This window comes from Ligilactobacillus murinus DSM 20452 = NBRC 14221, from assembly GCF_001591685.1.
Taxonomy (GTDB): domain Bacteria; phylum Bacillota; class Bacilli; order Lactobacillales; family Lactobacillaceae; genus Ligilactobacillus; species Ligilactobacillus murinus.
In genome coordinates, this window is the sequence record NZ_BCVJ01000004.1 from 35,604 (window position 1) to 54,970 (window position 19,367).

A 19,367-nucleotide genomic window follows, 5' to 3' on the forward strand; every position below is an offset into this window, starting at 1 on the left:
GATAAAAATCTAAAATGACCATCCAATGTGTACGGATGGTCATTTTATCATTTAGGCTTTAGCTGACCAGTTTTCAGGATCATGGCGCCATTTTTCCAAGGCTGCGCGTTCTGTCGTTGAAATATAGTTAGTTTCAACAGCAGCTTCTAATAATTCTGAGTAATTAGTCAAGGTAAAATAACTCAGATCTGCTTGCCTAAAATTATCAACGATCGCTTGCAATTGATAACTAAAGATCGCTCCAACACCTAAAACATCGGCTCCTTCATTTTGCGCAGCTTTAACAGCTTTTAAGACACTGCCCCCTGTTGATAAAAGGTCATCGATCACGACTGTTTTAGCTCCAGGATGCAAAACACCTTCGATCTGTTTACCACGCCCATGATCTTTGGGTTTAGATCGAACATAAACCAGTGGCAAGTCTAATTCAGCAGCGATCCAAGCCGCATGTGGGATCCCTGCCGTAGCTGTCCCTGCGATCACCTCGACTTTTGGATACTTTTCGCTTATCAATTCTGCAATTCCTTTGGCGATCGCTGTTCTGATCTTAGGATAGCTGATCGTTAAACGGTTATCACAATAGATCGGGCTTTTGATCCCACTTGCCCACGTAAAAGGTTCATTAGGAGATAATTTTACAGCTTGAATTTTGAGTAAGTCTTTTGCGATTTCTTTCATTTACTTTATCCTTTCTTACTGATTCCAGAGCTCAAAAATTGCTTGATAAGCCATCACAGGGTCTTTTGCTTGCGTGATCGGACGCCCAACAACGATCGCACTTGAACCATTTTGCGCCGCCATATCTGGGGTCATGACCCGTTTTTGATCACCTAAACTGTCGGTTTTTAACCGGATCCCAGGCGTGACCCGTAAGAATTCCGGTCCCGTAACTTCTCTTAACTTATTAGCTTCCCAGCCCGAACAAACGACCCCATCTAAGCCAGCATTTTGCGCTAATTTAGCATAATTTTCCACGCTTTTATCAAGTCCGACCGTGATCAATTGTTCTTCTTTGACCATGCGCTCATCAGTTGAGGTCAATTGCGTGATCGCTAATAATTTGGGTTCTTTTTTACCAGCTTTTAGTGCACCTTCAACTAGGCCATATTTAGCTGCCTTGAGCATCTCATGCCCTCCATTAGCATGCGTTGTGGTGAGACTGACCCCTAATTGACCTAAAACATACATTGCCCGTTCGACTGTATGCGGGATATCATGACATTTTAGATCTAAAAAGACATCGTGTCCTTGCTCTAAGATCGCTTTAACTAGATCTTGACCTGCACTGTAATATAATTCCATTCCGATCTTTACAAAAAGTTTCTCCGTTTGCGGAAAATTTTGTAAAAAATCAAGCGTTCGCTGAGCATCATTGAAATCAAGAGCAATGATCGGACGTTTAAGCTTCATTATCTCTAGCCTCCCGTACTTCTTGGATCAACTTTTCAATACTTTCGATCCCCAATTCATCCATTACTTTTGGTAATTCTGCAACTAAATGTGGGCAGATCAAAGGATCGTAGAAATGCGCCGTTCCGACTTGGACGGCTGAAGCTCCAGCTAAATACATCTCAATGATATCTTTAGCACTCTTGATCCCTCCGACCCCAATGATCGGGATATCTACTGCATGGGAAACTTGATAGATCATTCTGATCGCGATCGGTTTGATCGAATGTCCCGAAAAGCCACCAGTCAAATTACCCAAGACCGATTTACGCGTTTTTAAATTCAAACTCATCCCCATCAAGGTATTGATCATTGTCAAGCCATCAGCACCAGCAGCTTCAACTGCTTTAGCGATCGCTACTACATCGGTCACATTAGGAGAAAGTTTAACATAGACTGGCACCTTAGAGACAGCTTTGACTTGTTTGGTCAATTCAGCTGCAGTCTGTGGATCAGTCCCAAATGCCATCCCACCTTCATGCACGTTAGGACAAGAGATGTTCAATTCTAAAGCGGTCACTAAATTAGAATCGGAGAGTTTTTTAGCAACTTCCACATAATCAGCAACCGTCGATCCCCCCACACTACCTAACACTGGCAAGTCGGGATAATCTTTTTTTAATGCTGGTAATTTTTCACTAATAACGGCTGCGATCCCCGGATTTTGTAATCCGACCGCATTGATGACTCCATTGTCCAATACGGCGATCTTAGGATTGGGATTGCCCTCACGCGCTTCAGGTGTCGTCGTCTTGATAACTAACGCCCCTAAAGTATTCAAATTAAATTTTTGAGCTGCGCCAACATCTCCAAAGCCAAAAGTTCCACTTGCTGGCATGATAGGATTTTTTAGCTCTAAACCTGGTAATTTGACTGATAACCTTGACATAATTAGCCTCCCTTTATAATGCTGTCGTCGAAAATGAACGATTTTCTAAAGCTTTCAGTAAAGCATCCACGGTATCAAATGATGTCAACAAAGCAATATTGTGCTCGATCGCAGTTTGTCTGATCACAAAGCCGTCAGATACTTTTTCTTGGTCATGATCCATCGTGTTGATCACAATATCAACTTCATTATTTTGTAAAACATCTAAGATCCCTGGTTTAGCCTGTCCGATTTTGGCAACGGTCATGGTATGCAACCCGTTTTCATTTAAAAATTCGGCTGTTCCAGCAGTCGCAAAGATCCGATAGCCGATCTTTGCAAAACGTTTTGCTAAAGTTAGGGCTTGCTGTTTATCTTTATCTTTGACCGTAAATAAGACGCTCCCGTTAGCCGGTAATTTCATATTAGCTCCTACAAAAGCTTTGTAAAGTGCTTTTTCAAAGCTATGGTCACTACCCATGACCTCACCAGTTGATTTCATTTCTGGTCCTAATAAGCTGTCGACATCAGCTAGTTTATTAAAGGAGAAGACTGGAGCTTTGACATGGATCATTTCAGATTCAGGATAGATCCCCGACTCATAGCCAAGCTCTTTTAAAGTCTTGCCTAAGATGACCTGAGTAGCAACTTGAGTCATCTTGATATCAGTGATCTTACTCAAAAATGGGACTGTCCGACTAGCACGTGGATTTACTTCAAGAACATAAACTTCACCTTTATGCACGATAAATTGAATATTCATGATCCCGATACACTTCAAAGCAACGGCTAATTTCTTAGTTGCATCTTCAATTTGATCTTTGACACTTTGATCAAAGTTTTGCGGTGGATATACTGCCATCGAATCGCCTGAGTGGACCCCTGCTTGTTCGATATGCTCCATGATACCTGGAAGTAAAACATCCTTACCATCACAGATAGCGTCAACTTCACATTCATATCCTTCAAGGTAAGCATCGACCAAGATCGGATGTTCTTTGGCTAAGTGCGCATTTTCAGCTAAATATTGGGTCAATTCTTCATCGTTATTAACGATCTCCATTGCCCGTCCGCCAAGTACATAACTTGGACGAACTAAAACTGGATATCCGATCTCATGAGCGCATGCCAGAACTTCTTCTTTTGACATCGCAGTCTTGCCCACAGGTTGTTTTAGACCAAGTTGTTTGATAACTTGGTCAAATAACTCACGATCTTCAGCACGGTCAAGATCAGCAACTGCAGTCCCTAAAACATTGACGCCATTTGCTTCTAAACCAGCTGCTAGATTGATCGCTGTTTGCCCCCCAAATTGCACGATCACACCTTTAGGCTGTTCAAGCTCGATCACGTTCAAGACATCCTCTAGATCAAGCGGTTCAAAATATAATTTATCGGAAACTGAAAAATCGGTAGAGACCGTTTCAGGATTAGAATTCATCACGATCGCTTCATAGCCTAGTTTTTGGATCGCTTTAACGCTGTGAACTGTAGCGTAATCAAATTCGACCCCTTGTCCGATCCGGATCGGGCCAGAACCGATAACTAGGATCGATTCTTTAGTTGACGGGTGACTTTCATTTTCAAGGTCGTATGAACTGTAAAAGTATGGTGTATGTGATTCAAATTCAGCTGCACAAGTATCGACCATCTTATAGACAGGAAGGATCTGATTTTCTTTCCGTAAAGCACGGATCTTTTCAGCAGTCGTATCCCACAATTTAGCGATCGTGTGGTCACTAAAGCCATAATACTTAGCCTCTTTTAAGCAAGCTAGCTTATTAGGATGTGCTTTTAATTTAGCTTCAAGTTCGATGATATGTTTTACAATATCTAAATAATAGAGATTGATCTTAGTAAATTCATGGACCTCTCGTAATGTATAACCGCGCCGAAAGGCTTCAGCCAAATAAAAGAGACGGTCATCTTGAGCGTGAACTAATTTTTTCTCTAGCTCTTCATCCGAAGCTTTAGCTACTCGTGGTGATAAAAGATCTTTTTCATCGATCTCAAGTGAGCGGACTGCTTTTTGCAACGCTTCTTCTAAATTACGGCCGATCGCCATAACTTCCCCAGTTGCTTTCATTTGGGTCCCTAAAGTCCGATCTGCCTGGGCGAATTTATCAAATGGCCAGCGTGGGATCTTAGCAACTACATAGTCTAAAGCCGGTTCAAATTCAGCATACGTCGTTTGGGTAACAGGATTTTTGATCTCATCTAGTGTCAATCCAACTGCGATCTTAGCTGCCATTTTAGCGATCGGATACCCCGTTGCTTTAGAAGCCAAGGCCGAAGAACGTGATACCCGGGGATTGACTTCGATCACGTTATAATTGAAACTGTTAGGGTCAAGGGCTAACTGAACATTACAGCCACCTTCGATCTTGAGGGCGCGGATCAATTTTAAAGAACAGTCCCGTAACATTTGGTACTCTCGATCAGTCAATGTTTGTGTTGGTGCGACCACGATCGAATCACCAGTGTGGATCCCAACTGGATCAAAGTTTTCCATCGAACAAACTACCATTGCATTGTTGGCAGAATCGCGCATCACTTCAAATTCGATCTCTTTATGCCCCATGATCGATTTTTCGATCAAACACTGGGTCGCAGGCGAAAGATCCAGACCATTAGCTGCGATCTCTTCTAATTCAGCCGGGGTATCACACAAGCCACCACCGGTCCCGCCCATCGTAAAGGCAGGCCGTACGATCACAGGATAGCCGATCGTTTCAGCGAATTCCAAGGCTTCTGCTACTGTATTGACCGTCTTTGAAGCTGGGATCGGCTCGTTTAACTGTAACATCAACTCTTTGAATTTCTCGCGGTCTTCAGCTTGATCGATCGCAGATAATTTTGTACCTAAAAGTTCGATCCCAAGCTCATCTAAGATCCCACTTTTATGCAATGCGATCGCTAAGTTCAACCCGATCTGCCCACCTAATGTTGGCAATAAAGCATCGGGATATTCTTGACGCATGATACGTGAAACTGATTCGACCGTCAATGGCTCTAAATAGACCCGATCAGCAATGTCAGTATCTGTCATGATAGTTGCAGGATTGGAATTGACTAAAACTACTTCATAACCTTCTTCACGTAACGCCATACAAGCTTGTGTCCCAGAATAGTCAAATTCAGCGGCTTGTCCGATGATGATCGGTCCTGATCCCAGAACCATGATTTTTTTAATATCTGTTCGTTTAGGCATTTTCTTCTTCCTTTCGTTGATCGATCATATGCATAAAGTCATCAAAAAGATCGACTGCATCGTGTGGTCCTGGTGCAGCATCGGGATGGAATTGCACGCTAAAAGCTTTATAGCGCTTATGCCGTAGTCCTTCGACTGTACCATCATTTATCTCACGGTGAGTAATGATCAATTCAGCTTTATCGACAGTGGCTGGATCGACTGCATAACCATGATTTTGTGAAGTAAAATTGATCCTTCCCGTTGCGATCTCACGAACCGGATGGTTGAAGCCTCGGTGTCCAAATTTCATCTTATACGTATCAGCTCCATTAGCTAAAGCAAAAATCTGGTGTCCTAGACAGATCCCAAAGAGCGGAAGATGTTTTTGGACTTCTTTGACCATTTCGACAGCATGTAAAACATCTTTAGGATCCCCAGGTCCGTTAGATAACATGACGCCATCGGGTTTTAGATTCAAGATATCTTGGGCTGTTGCACTTGAGGGTAGCACGATCGTATTGCAATCACGTTTAGAAAGTTCGCGTAAAATACTGTGCTTTAGCCCATAATCAACTAAAACGACATTGCGCTTTTCACCTGGATTTGGATAAGGTTTAGTCGTTGAAACTTGTTCTACTACACGATCATTTAGCACAGTTGCACGTAACTGATCAAGGGTGTGGGTCATGTCATGGACTGAATCGACCAAACATCCCTTCATCGTTCCATGTTCACGCAATTTCTTAGTCAATGCCCGAGTATCGATATGACAAAGACCTGGGATCTGCATTTGTTTTAGGAAATCATCAAAAGTCCCTTGCTTGCGCCAACTGTCAGAAACACGTGCCACCTCACGACAAATGACCCCACAACAATTTGGCATGAGCGACTCGTAATCATCCAGATTGACTCCGTAATTTCCGATCAACGGATTGGTGAAAACTAAGATCTGATTAGCAAATGATTGATCTGTTACAGCTTCTTGATAACCTGTCATCCCCGTCGTAAAAACCACTTCTCCGGTCGTTTGCCCTTCAAAACCAAAAGCTTCCCCCGAAAATACTGTACCATCTTCTAAAACTAAATAACGCTCCATGCTAATCCTCCTTTTGATAAACTACATTACCATCGACCATAGTCAAGTAAGTTTGCCCAAAAACTCTTTCGCCAGTAAATGGAGTATTTTTACCCATCGAAAAATAATCGGCTTCAGTGATCGTAGTTTCATGTTTCAGGTCAAAAACGGCTAGGTCCGCTTTAGCTCCTGCAAAAATACTTCCCGCTTCAAATTTGAAGGCTTCAGCTGGATTTTTAGACATGAGCTCTAATAGTTGCTCCAAAGTCAAAACTTGCTGTTGTTTTACCAGTTGAGTATACAGTAAGGCAAAAGCCGTCTCACTACCTGTGATCCCAAAAGCAGCTGTGCGCATATCACCAGTTTTTTCGTCAATACTATGCGGAGCGTGATCAGTCGCGATCATATCGATCGTGCCATCTAAGATCCCCGTGAGCAAAGCTTGTTGATCTTCATTAGTTCGTAACGGTGGGTTCATTTTATAAAAGCCATCATTTTTTACGATATCGTCTTCACTCAATAATAGATGATGTGGTGAGACCTCACAGGTCACATTGATCCCATGCTTTTTAGCAATGCGGATCAATTCAACACTTTCTTTAGTCGAAACATGGCAGACATGATAATGGACGCCAGTTTCTTTGGCTAATAGTAGATCGCGTGCGATCTGAGAAGATTCACTGATCCCCAATATACCTGGTAGACCTAATTCTTTAGCCTTCTTTCCCGCATTCATCACACCGCCAAACAACAGTGAATTATCTTCGACGTGGGCTACCAAAGCTACATCTAGTTTTTTCGCTGCTAACATAGCTTGATACATCGTGCCAGCTGTTTGAACTCCACAACCATCATTACTAAAAGCAAAGGCACCAGCTGCCTTCATTCCTGCATAATCAAGTAGCTCATCACTTTTCAAACCTGCTGTGATCGCACCATATTGTTTGATCTTAACGACTCCATCAGCCGCATTCAATGCCACTTGAGCGGTAACTTTAGCTGGCGTATCAGGGACAGGATCTAAGTTTGGCATCGCACAAACAGTGGTATACCCTCCATGAGCTGCAGCTAAACTCCCAGTTTTGATCGTTTCCTTATGTGTAAAACCGGGTTCGCGATAGTGTACATGAACATCAACTAAACCAGGAGCAACTAATTTATCAGTCACATCGATCACTTGAGCGCTATCTGCTTTTAGCTCCGTGCCTAAGGCTGTGATCACGCCGTTTTCGACCAACAGATCATTTTTTAATAATTTACCAGCTTGATAAACTGTCCCATTTTTAAGCAATAACTTCATTTTGTTTTTCCTCCTAGCTCACGGCCTTCGATCACTTTTTCCAGCATTGCCATCCGCATAAACACACCATTTTGCATCTGTGCCTTAAACCTAGATTTTTTTGCCTCAACTAAGCTACTGGCAAACTCAACATCCCGATTGATCGGTCCGGGATGCATGACGATCGCATCATCTTTTAATTTAGCATAGCGTTTCGTCGTTAAACCGTATTTTTGATGATAACTCTCTTTTGAAAAGGTTTGCTCCTCAGTAGCACCATGGCGTTCATGTTGAACTCTTAAGAGCATCAAGACATCGACTTTTGCGACTAATTCATCTAATGGGCGATAAGTACCGTATTCTTCAAAGGCTTCATCATACCAATAACTTGGTCCCGAGAAATATACCGTCGCCCCCAGTTTATGCAATAACTCCATATTACTTTTGGCGACCCGCGAGTTGGTCAGATCACCAACAAGCGCGACCTTTAAGCCCGCAAATTTTCCAAATTGCTCATAGATCGTCAACATATCTAGCAGACATTGCGAAGGATGCTGACCACTTCCATCCCCGCCATTGATGATCCCGATATCTAGCGTTTGTTCAGCACCTAGTTCTATCAATGGTGCATAATATTCATTTTGAGAATGTCTGATCACAGCTAGTTTCACACCTAAAGCATCCATCGTCAACAATGTATCATATAAAGTCTCGCCCTTATTGACCGAGCTTTGCTTAGGATCGAATTGCAAAACATTCAAACCTAATTTACGTTCAGCCATTTCAAAGCTCGTATGCGTCCGAGTTGAATCTTCAAAGAACATATTGACACAATAAACCTCGCTTAGATCACAAGTTGGACGTCCCCCTTGTTTGAAATACTGAGCGCGTTTGATCAACGCTAAAACTTGTTTTTCATCTAAATTATCGACTGTTACAAAATGTTGCATGGCTCTTTTTGGCTATAGATCATGTGGTTATTAGAAAGTGCTATAGTTTTCCTTTCTTAGATTGCTGGCAAATATCAGTTCCACATTTTACTTTCCACTGATTATTTTTTATCGTTCACTAAAAGCGTATTTTGGTAAGATCAAGTTCAAACCGATCCCAAAGATCGTTGCTAAAGCAATACTTGTCAATTGGAAATTCCCTAATTGAAGATATGTTCCGCCGACACCTACGACCAAGATGACCGAGGTGATCACTAAATTGCGCTTCAACGCATAATTTACTTTGTTATCAACTAAGATCTGTAAACCATTGGATGCGATCATCCCAAAGAGTAGAAATGAGATCCCCCCGATAACTGGACTTGGGATCGATTGGATCAAGGCTGAGATCTTACCACAAAAACTAAAGACGATCGCAAAAAAGGCTGCGCCACCGATCACCCAAACCGAGTGGACCTTTGACATGGCTAAAACACCAATATTTTCACCGTAAGAAGTAGTCGGGGGACCACCAGCAAAACCAGCGATAATGCTTGAAAAACCATCACCAAGTAAAGTTTTATTCAAACCTGGATCTTTAAAGAAATTGCGCTTAGTTAGTTTATTCAAGACCATGATATGTCCCATATGCTCAGTCATCGTCACAAAAGCGATCGGTGCCATCCCTAAGATCGCTGCCGGGTACCATTTAAAATCATAATTGATAAACATTACATCAAACGCTGGTAGCGTGAACCATTTAGCTTTAGCGACGGCTGTAAAATCCACGATCCCCATCATAACAGCAAAGATATACCCACCGATGATCCCAAGCAAAACGGGGATCATACTTGGAAAACCGCGCAAGAAGATGTTAAAGCCGATCGTCAGCAGCAAAGTAAAGATCGCAACACTGAAAAATTTCAGATCGTAATTTGAATTGTTCAACATCGCATCATTAGCTGCCGTCGTGGCAAGTGATAGCCCGATAACAATGATGATCGGCCCTACAACAACAGGAGGCAATAGTTTATCGACCCAACTTGAGCCAAATTTGCCAACGATCAAAGAAACGATCACATAAACTAAGCCGGCTGCAATGGCCCCCTGACCGACAGCAGGATAGCCGTAATTTTTCATCAAAACTTGCATCGTCATGATAAAAGCAAAACTCGAACCTAGATAAGCTGGGATCTTAGCTTTTGTGCATAGCAAGTATACGATCGTTCCGACACCGGAACAAAAGAGTGCGATACTTGGATTCAAACCGATCAACAATGGGACGAGCACGGTAGCTCCAAACATCGTAAAGAGATGCTGGATCGATAAGACTAACCAGTGCGGAAAACTTGGCTTATCGTTGATATCTAATAGTGCATCTTTATTTCTAAAAACTTCTTTTTCTGACATAAAATAATCTCCGTTCTATTTTGCTAAGAAAAAAGCCCGAAATATTACATTTCGGGCTCTAAAAGGTAGACTTAATCCATAACGTCTTAAGCCTATCAACCTTTTTTGCCCTCTCTGGAGTCAATTAAAATGGTTAATTTATTTGATTGTCTTTAATTCGATCCCGTCTTTACCATCGATCTCTTCGACATAAACAGAAACTTCTTCATTTAATGCGGTCGGGATATTTTTACCAACGAAATCTGCGCGGATCGGCAATTCACGGTGTCCCCGATCGACTAAGATCGCTAAGTTGATCGTCTTTGGTCGGCCTTGATCCATCAAAGCATCTAAAGCCGCACGGATCGTTCGTCCAGTAAATAACACATCGTCAACTAAGATCACATGTTTATCATTGATATCAAATCCGATCTGACTATCTTTTACGACCGGTTCATGCTTGGCGTTAGGATCATGATGAATATCATCACGATATAAGGAAATATCTAATTCGCCTACCGGGATCGTTACATCCTCTAGTTGTTGCAAGCGCGCTGCGATCCGTTTAGCTAAATAAATACCACGGGTCTTGATCCCGACTAAAACGATCCCGTCTACCCCTTTATTCTTTTCAATGATCTCATAAGTCATCCGTGTTAATGCTCGTTTCATCGTAATTGCATCGCTCACTTCTTTTGCCAAAGTAAAAACCTCCCTAGAATATTAAAAAAACGCTAGTCTCAAAGAATACACTTCAAGACTAGCGCTAAACAGACCCACTGATAGTGTGGGAATATCGAACCGTACCTTGCTAGCCTCTCTGGACTATTCTTAAAGGACTCACTTATTTATTTATAATCTACTTGATTTTATTTGTTTTGTCAAGATATGCCAGTTGTTTGTATGCGTTCGCTAATCCTCGGTTTTCTCTCAAAAGCCGATCTAAAAATCAGTTATAACTAATCTATACATAAGATCTACTTTAGATGTGCGCATTTTTACCGTAACGGTGCGCTTTCCGCTCTATTTTCTAGTTAGTATTTTACCATCTTTTATTATTCTTTTTAAGTACTTTTTTATTTTTCTTGTTATATCCATTTTTTTGAATATATAACTCTACATTTTATCCAATTCCTTTCACCAGGCTTTTTTCACTTCTAGCCATAAGTTCTTTTTATCTTTCCTTGCGAGGTTCGTGATCCACCTTCATTTAATATTCGTCCTGTCTTTACACCAACGTGTGGTTCATGTGCCGTCCGCAACAACTTATTGAAATCGACATCTACTTCGTCAAGTTTTCTTAATGTCTTCTTCCAGTCTGATCTTACTGCCTCATCATATTCTTTATTTTGTAGCGACGTTATCAGTCTGACCATATTCTCAGCCCCGGGCCTTCTCCAACTTCTGCCTTGTCGTTTCATTCGATATGAAAATGGTCTATGTCTACTCTCACATACACCAAGTCCTCCGCGATCGATCACCGTTGGTATATTACGTAATCTTAATGGTCTTATATACTTCCAATTTCTCTCTAAATACTTACGCAATAAACTCGTATACTTTCTTGCCTTCTTGCTGTCATTTTCATTTGTTGCTATCGATTCCATCGTATCTAACACAAGTTCAACGTCTTTCTTTGAATAGTTTTTGACCGCCATCACCATCTTATCTACCAGTTCTATCGGACAAAAATACATTCTCTCACGTATTTTTCTGTTCAAGTGGTATCTATCTAAAAAGTGTTCATGTTGCTTACAGCCCAATGCTAGTTCATAAAATACTTCTGGTTCGTAACCCGAACCGCCGTCACTATTAGACAAGATAATTGTATTCCTGAGATCATAATTTTTTCTCAAATACTCCAACATGTCGCTGAATGCTTTCTTACGCGATCTACCGGAAAACTGATGCAAGTTAACACAATATCCTCTCTTGCCGCTTTTTTCTACACCTTCGTGTACCTGAAAACGATTGATGTTTATTATTCCCCGGTCTTGAGATTTGACGGCTAAGGCGTCACCTTCAAGGTAAAGTACAGGAACTACCTTCTTTTCTTTGTGCACTAATTCTTTTGTATTATTCTCATGATTTTCCACTTTCTTAGACACGCGTTGTACGATCCCATGAACTCCACTAGGCGATATCTGTAGTGGTGTCAGGCAGCTCACTGCTTTAGATACTTTGCGAAATTCGCTTGACGTTGCTAATTCACTTAGTTTTGCCTGCACTAGTGGACTATAACGAAGGCGCGGCAAAAAGCCCATTAGCTCATCTAATGGGTAAACATACTTTTTGCTTTTTTTCCAAAGCCGCCGTTCAAAATATACGTCCCCAAACAAGAACTGGATATGTCGTGGTTCTTTTCTTTCCATGGTATATCCATCGGCGTGCATCTTTGCTACAAGTCTTTTATCCAAATCCTCAAAAACTTCTCTCATCACTTTTGAGAATGCTTGGGACGCTACGTTATAGACTGCTTCTTCAAAAACGATATTATCTTCACTTGTTGCTACTTTCTCTAAGATCTCATCTTTTAGATACCCCATTTAAATTCCTTTCAGTCTACTTTTATGTCTAACTTACCTAATTTATTTACTTCTGTAAACTGTTTTTTTGCAGTGTCAAATTTCGATAGATAAACTACGATATTTCTTCCTGCTTGATAATCAGCTTTTGACGCTGAAAATCTTACTTCAGACAATACTGTGATTTGATTGTCATCTTCTGAAAAACAATAAGATTGGATCGACTCGAATCTTGATCTTAACTGTAAAACATCGATCGCACCTTGGCCGGTATTATCCTTATCAGAACCAAACAAGCGTTTATCTTCTAGAACTTCTGGACTCAACATATACTTTAGCTTTTCAGCCCTTGCGGCATATTCTTCTGAACTATTGAATGTCATCAAAACATCAAAGAGTTCTTGTGTATACCTTGTTGCGATTGCTTCATTTTGATACTGTTCAGCATTTTCTTTCTCAGTATTTGATCCTTTTTTTGCCTTTGCTAAAAGGTCTCCTTTAGAAGTCTCTGCCAGCTTATCTATCTTCTTTTCAACGGCCATTACTTTAACTTGGTAGTCTCTCGTTTCATGATCGATATTTTTCTGGATCAGATAAAAGCTACCTGATAATACGACATTTACTGCTACTACAGCTCCCAATATCAAATTTTTCTTACTTGTTTTCATCTGTATTCACCACCCTCATACTATCGTATTTGTATGATAAGACCTTTTGGTCTTCTAGATCGTAATTCAAAGTGTATGCTTTGCCATATGTCTTGCCATCAATTTTCATTTGATAAGTAACGACAACTAAGATCTCACAGTCATGTTTATCAGTAACGTTTTTGATCCCAAACTGTGTTTGAATATTCCTCTCCAAAAAGTATTGATCCTGGTTATAACTGTCCAATAATGCCTCTTTAGCTAAATCTGTTCCAAGATAATTTTGGAGCATTTTATTATTCTTCTCCAGGTCTTCTTTAGAATGCAGACCACCGTATACGATACTAAAAGCTTCTGTTAATCGTTTCTGTGCTTCTTCTTCAGCCTTTTTCAGATCAAAATCACTACTTACAGGAAAATTTTGCTCGGCTACCTTTTGTTTAGCCTTCAATTCATTTTTTGCGTTTACTAGTTCATCTTTAGTCTGGTTTAATTCTTTTCTACTAGGTATCAATACAAGTGTGATCACACAACTTACAATCATGATCCACCATAAGATCGGTACTTTTCTCAAGCTAATCACCTATTCCTTTCTTTATTGTTTCCAATGGGTTCAACCACGTTCCATCATCCGTGAATGATTTACTCAATGCTTTTCCTAAGTCTTTCTCTTTTGTGATCCCTAAATGCAAGTGTGTATCATTTATGCCAGTTTCACCTGTTCTAGAGACACCTATTTTATCACCGGTACTTACCGTATCGCCCTCTCGTACACTGATATCACTAAGATCGCTTGCGAATTCCTGATAAGCTATTCCATAGCCATCATCAGTCACTTCCCAGATAAGGAAGAAGTTGACGTTCATATCACCCGGCTTTAATATTTTAACAATTTTCCCACCATGGATCGCACGTACGTCACCATTATATTGAGCGTCACCAAAATCCACACCATCATGGAATCCACCTGTTCTACTCTCTGACTTACCAAAGTTTTGTTCACCTACAAGCTTAGGTCCCTCCTTAGGGACACTCGCAAACGGCCAGGTCCATTCACCAGATACGACTGAGTCGTCATCTGATCCACATTCAGCATAATCTGAATCATTGCCTTCTCGCTGTCCATCTGATGAAGCTTCTGTCGTGTTACCTAAAACACTATCATTAGCATTTATTGAGGCTCCACCAAATTCTTGATACGCCCATTCGGCTCCACCTTCCCTGAGATTGCCATATTGATCTTCATTTCCGAGCATACCCTCATAATACAAAAACCAATTCATCGTAGCCTTCTTAACATCAGTTTCTTTTCCCACCAATGTTTTTACCTTTTTGTAAGCTCCGTTCAACTCAAACTTCATTAACTTAAGTTCATTCTCTAGCGTCAGAGTCGACACGTCCCCCGCTTTGATCGATCCTTCTGAGGTAATACGCGAACCATTGACGGTATTTCCCCAACCAGACCACTGAAATAATCCATTCACGCCACCACCAGTATTAGGATTGTGTAGCTTAAGCCCAGATTCACCAATCGAATTTCCGATCGCACCCGCAGCCCCGGCACCTGAAAAACCGACTTCTTTTGTCAAAGTTTCAAAGATTGCCTTAGCGTTCTTATATTCTTCGCTGTTCTTATCAGTATAACTACCTGAGGGGCGTGAAGATACTTCTATACTAGGATTGTCACTACTATCACAATCATGGCCATTCAGGCTGCCACTAAATAAAGTGAATATGACACCCATGGCCACTAATAGTGATAAAATACTCGCCGTACTAATGCCAAGTATCCACCATTTTAGTTTCTTCAAGCATCTTCACCTACCTAAAAAACAAGAAATAGAGGACCACAAAAATAGACAAATATGCAACTAATTTCAGCATGTCTAAAAAGAAAAGTTTTTCTTTTGCTGCAAACTCTTCTTCATTCATTTCCTCATCTGAGGCAAAATAGCGTTTCGACAGATCATACTTCTGTTTTTGCTCATTCTTGAAATTATGAAACTTACTTTGCATTCTTTCATGTAATTTTTGCTTCTTCATATTCCTTACCTCTGTGAAAAATTAGCACCGTAACGTCTGACTTCTTCGCCTATCAATTGTTGTGTAAAGAAGATATTCCCTACCCCAGCAATGTTCATAAACAGTTGGCCAACATTCATTTTCCCTAAAAGCGATAGTTCTGATTTAGTCATCTGACCAGCCAATGCGCGCGATAAACGTGTAATATCTTCTTCAGCACTTCGTGCAAACACCCTGTATTGCATCAATCCAAAAATACGTTGGATCGCGATCGTATAAGGGTTATCTAAGCTCGTTGACTCGCCCACGATACCTACTAGACTCGAAATATTTAGGATCATACCCGCAAAAGAATTACTCATTCCGTCCATGAGACTAGCTAATAGATCAACAGAACGTCGATACTCAGGCTTCAATATGCTCTGTGCAGCGGACATATTAACGATATAGTGTGGAAGATCTGTTTCTTTGTATCCTTCCCCTTGATGATCTTTCAAGAACTTCCGGCAACGTTTCCCATTGTTCGTGATATCAGCTGACAATAGCGTCAACACTGAAAAGATCTGTGCATTCAAAACGGCTGGTTCACCAGTCAGGGCTGAAAAATCAAATGTAACTACTTTTTCGGCCGAAATATTTTGAAATTGTGTCACACCCTCAAAGATCCCCGCATATGATGATTGCATCGTATCGATCGCAGACTCGATACGCGTTATCGCAAGCTGCGTTACTGGATCTGCGTTTCTCTGATTGGCCAGGCGCACCTTTTCACTTTGAATATAAATGTTGAAGTCAGATAGGATCGGATATTCTTCTTGGCGGATCTTAGTCGCTCTTAGTTTCGACTTGTTGATCTGCGGATTTCGATACCAGATCCCCTTTTCGATATAGAAGTTTATCAATGCCTTATTCAAATAACTCAGATCATCATCAGTCAGCGCATTGGACATTAGTTTGAAAATATTTTTAAGTTTTTCTATGTGTACTTGAAAGCTCCGTTCTTCATCTACTGAGCTACCGTCCTCACTGGTTACAGTTGGAAACACCTGAAACGGATTGATTCTGTTTTGACTACCAGACAGATCTAGGATAAGCCCATGTTGACGTCTAGTTTGTTCTCGATACATGCCATCGACATCAAAGTTTCGGATATAATTCCCCTTAGAGTACAAATCATCATTTAGCTTTAAGGCAAACGTTGTTTGCCCCTGTTTTGGCGATCCTGAGATCAACATAAATGAAGTGGTCCTCTTATTGTCACGTTCTAAAAAGTTGAAATTGACTGCACCATTGGTAGGAGTCCAGCCAAAGTAAGTACCATGTTCGTCCTCTAATTTTGTATGATTAAAAAAGTATCCCCCGGCTAGGTCATAAGTCCGAATAACAGTTGGTCGACGTCGGTTCTCCATCGATCTTTGCTCTGACGGAAACACGAAAGGAGATTCGTATTCAAAGTCCAATTCTCCCGCTAGAACAGTCATTTTATAAGCTGAACTTTTATCCTTGATCTCTTTTACACGCTTTTGTAGTTCTTCTTCAGTATCAGCTACCACAAACAAACGAACATATATCCCCTTCATTGAGATATTTAGCTGTTGGATCTGTCGATGTAATTCAGTGAGTTCTGCGATCTCATCGAATTCTTGTTGATTGTCCATTTGTTTTCTTTTCCCTGATACTCGAGAACTCTTTTCCTCGATCGCCTTTGTGATCCGTTTCTTCAAATCTTCACTATCAAGTGGGACTACTGACAAGAAAGCACGTGTCCCTTCCACTTGCATCAGATCCCGTAACCAGAAATTAGGTAATCCCTTTGTCGGGAAGCTGACTACATGGAGAACTGTATAATACCCATCGCCCCCATAGTAAAATAGATCAGGCTTGAAGTTGATATTTCCTTTAGGTTGGACCTTTTGCAGGAAGTCTAGATCGTATCCTTGCTTTGTGTATTTACGTACTGCTTTTTTTGATAACATTACCATTGTGCTTGCCTCCTAGATTTTTTCATTCATGTTATTTATCTGTTCTAAGATCTGCTCTTTTTTGCTCCTAGAGATCACTTTAGGAACAAAATCCTGATTACCATAACTCATAGCTTTACCTACCAGGTCACCTAATTCATTGACAGTTTGTCCATAAAGAAACAAGATAAATTCTGAGTTATAGATCTGTTTTTGGATCATGAGTTCCGTTTTGATGTTTTGTTCTAAGATCTGTTTTTGATCTTGTAATTGTGCTCTGACACGCTGATTATTTGTTTTTTTCAGCTTAGCTTTCGTTCGGTTCAAACAGGACGTGAGGTATCTTACCTGTCTAGTAGTATCAGTTGGCAACTTAGTGCTGTAGATCTCAAGATCATATTGAAATTGGATCAACCAGTTATGGTAGTTCAGCAACGTTATCTGTTGTTCTTCATGGCCAAGATTTAAAATATCTTTACCTTGTATTTCTAATAGTTGCAGATACCCGCGATCGTTGGCTAACTCGATATACCGGCCACGATTATCCATTATTTTTTTATACGGAGCGATCTTCAGCCACTCTATGAAATCAGAACGATCCCTTACCTCTCCAAACCAATTAGAAACACCTGCGCTAACATTGCTTAATTTATCAAGCATCTATGATCCCCCCTACTTTTGAAAGCTACGGTAAAACCGCTTCTTTCTTAACACCGCTACAAACAGACAGCCTAACGTTGTTTTTCCAGCCACTGCTGGCATCAATAAATAGCCTACCCACGTAGGTGTTAATCCCACATACACAAGCTGCATATATCGCCAGATTCCCTCATTTGGAAAGATCTTACTCATTGTAAAAAATGCGATCACTAAAGATAATGCTACAGCCACTAACTTCCACATAACGAAGCCAGCAACCTTCATTTTGGCGTAAATATCTCTTGTTACACCGTAATTTCCATTCATAAAAATTACCTCCAAGAAGTTGTTTTAACGCTTCCTAGGATACTTTTTTCTAGGCAATACGTATTTTTTAGGATAGTCAAGCTAAACTTGTTATCACACTTTCTAACAGATCTTGATCAATGTTATATAGCCGTTCAAACAAGCATTCATCAAAAATGAAATCTCTAAATTCTTTGTGATCGATATCGCCTTCAAATTTCGGAAACTCTTCTATCTCATTTAGATATTTCAGCCTGGCACCTCTAAGAGAAAAACGCTTATTTTTATCTATTCTTTCACTTTTCTCCAAGTCATAAACGATCTTGACCGCCTTGACCACAGGCAAACATAATATTACTTCGATAGCACTGGCCTTCCTTAATTCTTCAGTTGTTTCTGTATAAAAATCTTTCAACAATTCCATGACCATATCTCCCTCGTATGATAGTTTCATTTTCTAAAAGTCCATAGTCCAAAGCTCCGTACCAGTCTGTGAGCTTGCGAACACGCAAAGCGCTTGGACTTGTATGGAGCTTTGAACTATGGCACGCAAAAGGCGTTCTGACGCCTTGCGCAAGGAGCATTGGCGACTGAAGTTATAGAAAATACAATTCCCTGGCGCGGTGGGCGGAGGCGGAGCGCCACCATTCATAGATCTATTGCACTCAACAAAAAAACTCGTAGTAGTTGTGCAGACCTACGAGATTTCTTTGTATTTATTTCAATTGATAGTTAGCTTTTGTTCCACTATGCTTTGCTAATATTTACTAATTTCTATGACTTCCCCGTTGAATTGATCAAGCTCGAAAAATGTCCAGCAACCAATGCAGGTGCAGTCATTTTGACGGTATTCTACATATTCTTGCCGATCCTCATAATAGTAGAATCCCCGTTTAGTCCAATCACTCGGTAACTCCCCTTCCTCGAAATAACTCAAGAAACCACGTTCTTTATCTAAGAAGAATGCTACTAACTCCGGATGTTCCTCTGCGAATTCATAGAAATTGTTATAAATCATTTGCATGATGTTCTCCTCCTAAAAATCTCTTTGATATTAAGTTACATTTTCTATAAGTTCATATACT

Annotated in this window: 19 protein-coding genes; all 19 read right to left on the bottom strand. The window is 40.7% G+C overall.

What is annotated here, in order from left to right:
- Window positions 1-51 precede the first annotated feature (51 nt).
- Window positions 52-678, bottom strand: a complete 627-nt coding sequence (gene pyrE, locus LMU01S_RS01745; RefSeq protein WP_056960527.1) for an orotate phosphoribosyltransferase — start codon at window positions 676-678, stop codon at window positions 52-54.
- 15 nt (window positions 679-693) lie between these two features.
- On the bottom strand, window positions 694-1,410 hold the full coding sequence (pyrF, locus tag LMU01S_RS01750) for an orotidine-5'-phosphate decarboxylase (protein ID WP_056960525.1): 717 nt from the start codon (window positions 1,408-1,410) through the stop codon (window positions 694-696).
- Window positions 1,400-2,338 (bottom strand): dihydroorotate dehydrogenase, encoded by a 939-nt coding sequence (locus tag LMU01S_RS01755; RefSeq protein WP_056960523.1) that lies wholly within the window; start codon window positions 2,336-2,338, stop codon window positions 1,400-1,402. The genes pyrF and LMU01S_RS01755 overlap by 11 nt, the downstream gene beginning before the upstream one ends.
- Window positions 2,339-2,351: 13 nt before the next feature.
- Window positions 2,352-5,528: a carbamoyl-phosphate synthase large subunit gene (gene carB / locus LMU01S_RS01760; RefSeq protein ID WP_061773550.1), complete on the bottom strand. Its 3,177-nt coding sequence runs from the start codon at window positions 5,526-5,528 to the stop codon at window positions 2,352-2,354.
- A complete protein-coding gene (locus tag LMU01S_RS01765; protein ID WP_056960518.1) occupies window positions 5,521-6,606 on the bottom strand; it encodes a carbamoyl phosphate synthase small subunit in 1,086 nt (361 codons plus the stop codon). Before LMU01S_RS01765 ends, carB begins: the two co-directional genes overlap by 8 nt.
- Window position 6,607: 1 nt before the next feature.
- Window positions 6,608-7,885: a dihydroorotase gene (pyrC, locus tag LMU01S_RS01770; protein WP_056960516.1), complete on the bottom strand. Its 1,278-nt coding sequence runs from the start codon at window positions 7,883-7,885 to the stop codon at window positions 6,608-6,610.
- Complete coding sequence (locus tag LMU01S_RS01775; RefSeq protein ID WP_056960515.1) at window positions 7,882-8,814, bottom strand: aspartate carbamoyltransferase catalytic subunit; 933 nt, start codon at window positions 8,812-8,814, stop codon at window positions 7,882-7,884. Before LMU01S_RS01775 ends, pyrC begins: the two co-directional genes overlap by 4 nt.
- 108 nt (window positions 8,815-8,922) lie before the next feature.
- Window positions 8,923-10,203 carry a solute carrier family 23 protein gene (locus LMU01S_RS01780; protein ID WP_056960513.1) on the bottom strand — a complete coding sequence of 427 codons (1,281 nt, stop codon included), beginning with the start codon at window positions 10,201-10,203 and terminating at the stop codon, window positions 8,923-8,925.
- A gap of 138 nt (window positions 10,204-10,341) precedes the next feature.
- A complete protein-coding gene (pyrR, locus tag LMU01S_RS01785) occupies window positions 10,342-10,884 on the bottom strand; it encodes a bifunctional pyr operon transcriptional regulator/uracil phosphoribosyltransferase PyrR (RefSeq protein ID WP_004047733.1) in 543 nt (180 codons plus the stop codon).
- Window positions 10,885-11,339: 455 nt separating this feature from the next.
- Window positions 11,340-12,728, bottom strand: a complete 1,389-nt coding sequence (locus LMU01S_RS01790) for an ISLre2 family transposase (protein WP_056960510.1) — start codon at window positions 12,726-12,728, stop codon at window positions 11,340-11,342.
- Window positions 12,729-12,739: 11 nt separating this feature from the next.
- The gene (locus LMU01S_RS01795) at window positions 12,740-13,375 is read right to left on the bottom strand and encodes a hypothetical protein (RefSeq protein WP_056960508.1); all 636 of its coding nucleotides are present in this window, start codon (window positions 13,373-13,375) and stop codon (window positions 12,740-12,742) included.
- Window positions 13,362-13,928: a hypothetical protein gene (locus tag LMU01S_RS01800; protein WP_056960506.1), complete on the bottom strand. Its 567-nt coding sequence runs from the start codon at window positions 13,926-13,928 to the stop codon at window positions 13,362-13,364. The genes LMU01S_RS01795 and LMU01S_RS01800 overlap by 14 nt, the downstream gene beginning before the upstream one ends.
- Before the next feature lies 1 nt (window position 13,929).
- Window positions 13,930-15,099 carry a phage tail tip lysozyme gene (locus LMU01S_RS01805; RefSeq protein WP_156470369.1) on the bottom strand — a complete coding sequence of 390 codons (1,170 nt, stop codon included), beginning with the start codon at window positions 15,097-15,099 and terminating at the stop codon, window positions 13,930-13,932.
- 76 nt (window positions 15,100-15,175) lie between these two features.
- Window positions 15,176-15,397 (bottom strand): hypothetical protein, encoded by a 222-nt coding sequence (locus LMU01S_RS01810; protein ID WP_056960503.1) that lies wholly within the window; start codon window positions 15,395-15,397, stop codon window positions 15,176-15,178.
- Window positions 15,398-15,402: 5 nt separating this feature from the next.
- On the bottom strand, window positions 15,403-17,358 hold the full coding sequence (locus tag LMU01S_RS01815; RefSeq protein ID WP_056960501.1) for a putative type IV secretion/conjugal transfer ATPase: 1,956 nt from the start codon (window positions 17,356-17,358) through the stop codon (window positions 15,403-15,405).
- 12 nt (window positions 17,359-17,370) lie between these two features.
- On the bottom strand, window positions 17,371-17,997 hold the full coding sequence (locus LMU01S_RS01820; protein ID WP_056960499.1) for a TraC-like domain-containing protein: 627 nt from the start codon (window positions 17,995-17,997) through the stop codon (window positions 17,371-17,373).
- 12 nt (window positions 17,998-18,009) lie between these two features.
- Window positions 18,010-18,303 (bottom strand): DUF5592 family protein, encoded by a 294-nt coding sequence (locus LMU01S_RS01825; RefSeq protein WP_056960497.1) that lies wholly within the window; start codon window positions 18,301-18,303, stop codon window positions 18,010-18,012.
- A 76-nt stretch (window positions 18,304-18,379) separates the two neighbouring features.
- Window positions 18,380-18,706, bottom strand: a complete 327-nt coding sequence (locus tag LMU01S_RS01830; RefSeq protein WP_056960495.1) for a hypothetical protein — start codon at window positions 18,704-18,706, stop codon at window positions 18,380-18,382.
- 333 nt (window positions 18,707-19,039) lie between these two features.
- Window positions 19,040-19,306, bottom strand: a complete 267-nt coding sequence (locus LMU01S_RS01835) for a hypothetical protein (protein ID WP_056960493.1) — start codon at window positions 19,304-19,306, stop codon at window positions 19,040-19,042.
- Window positions 19,307-19,367 lie beyond the last annotated feature (61 nt).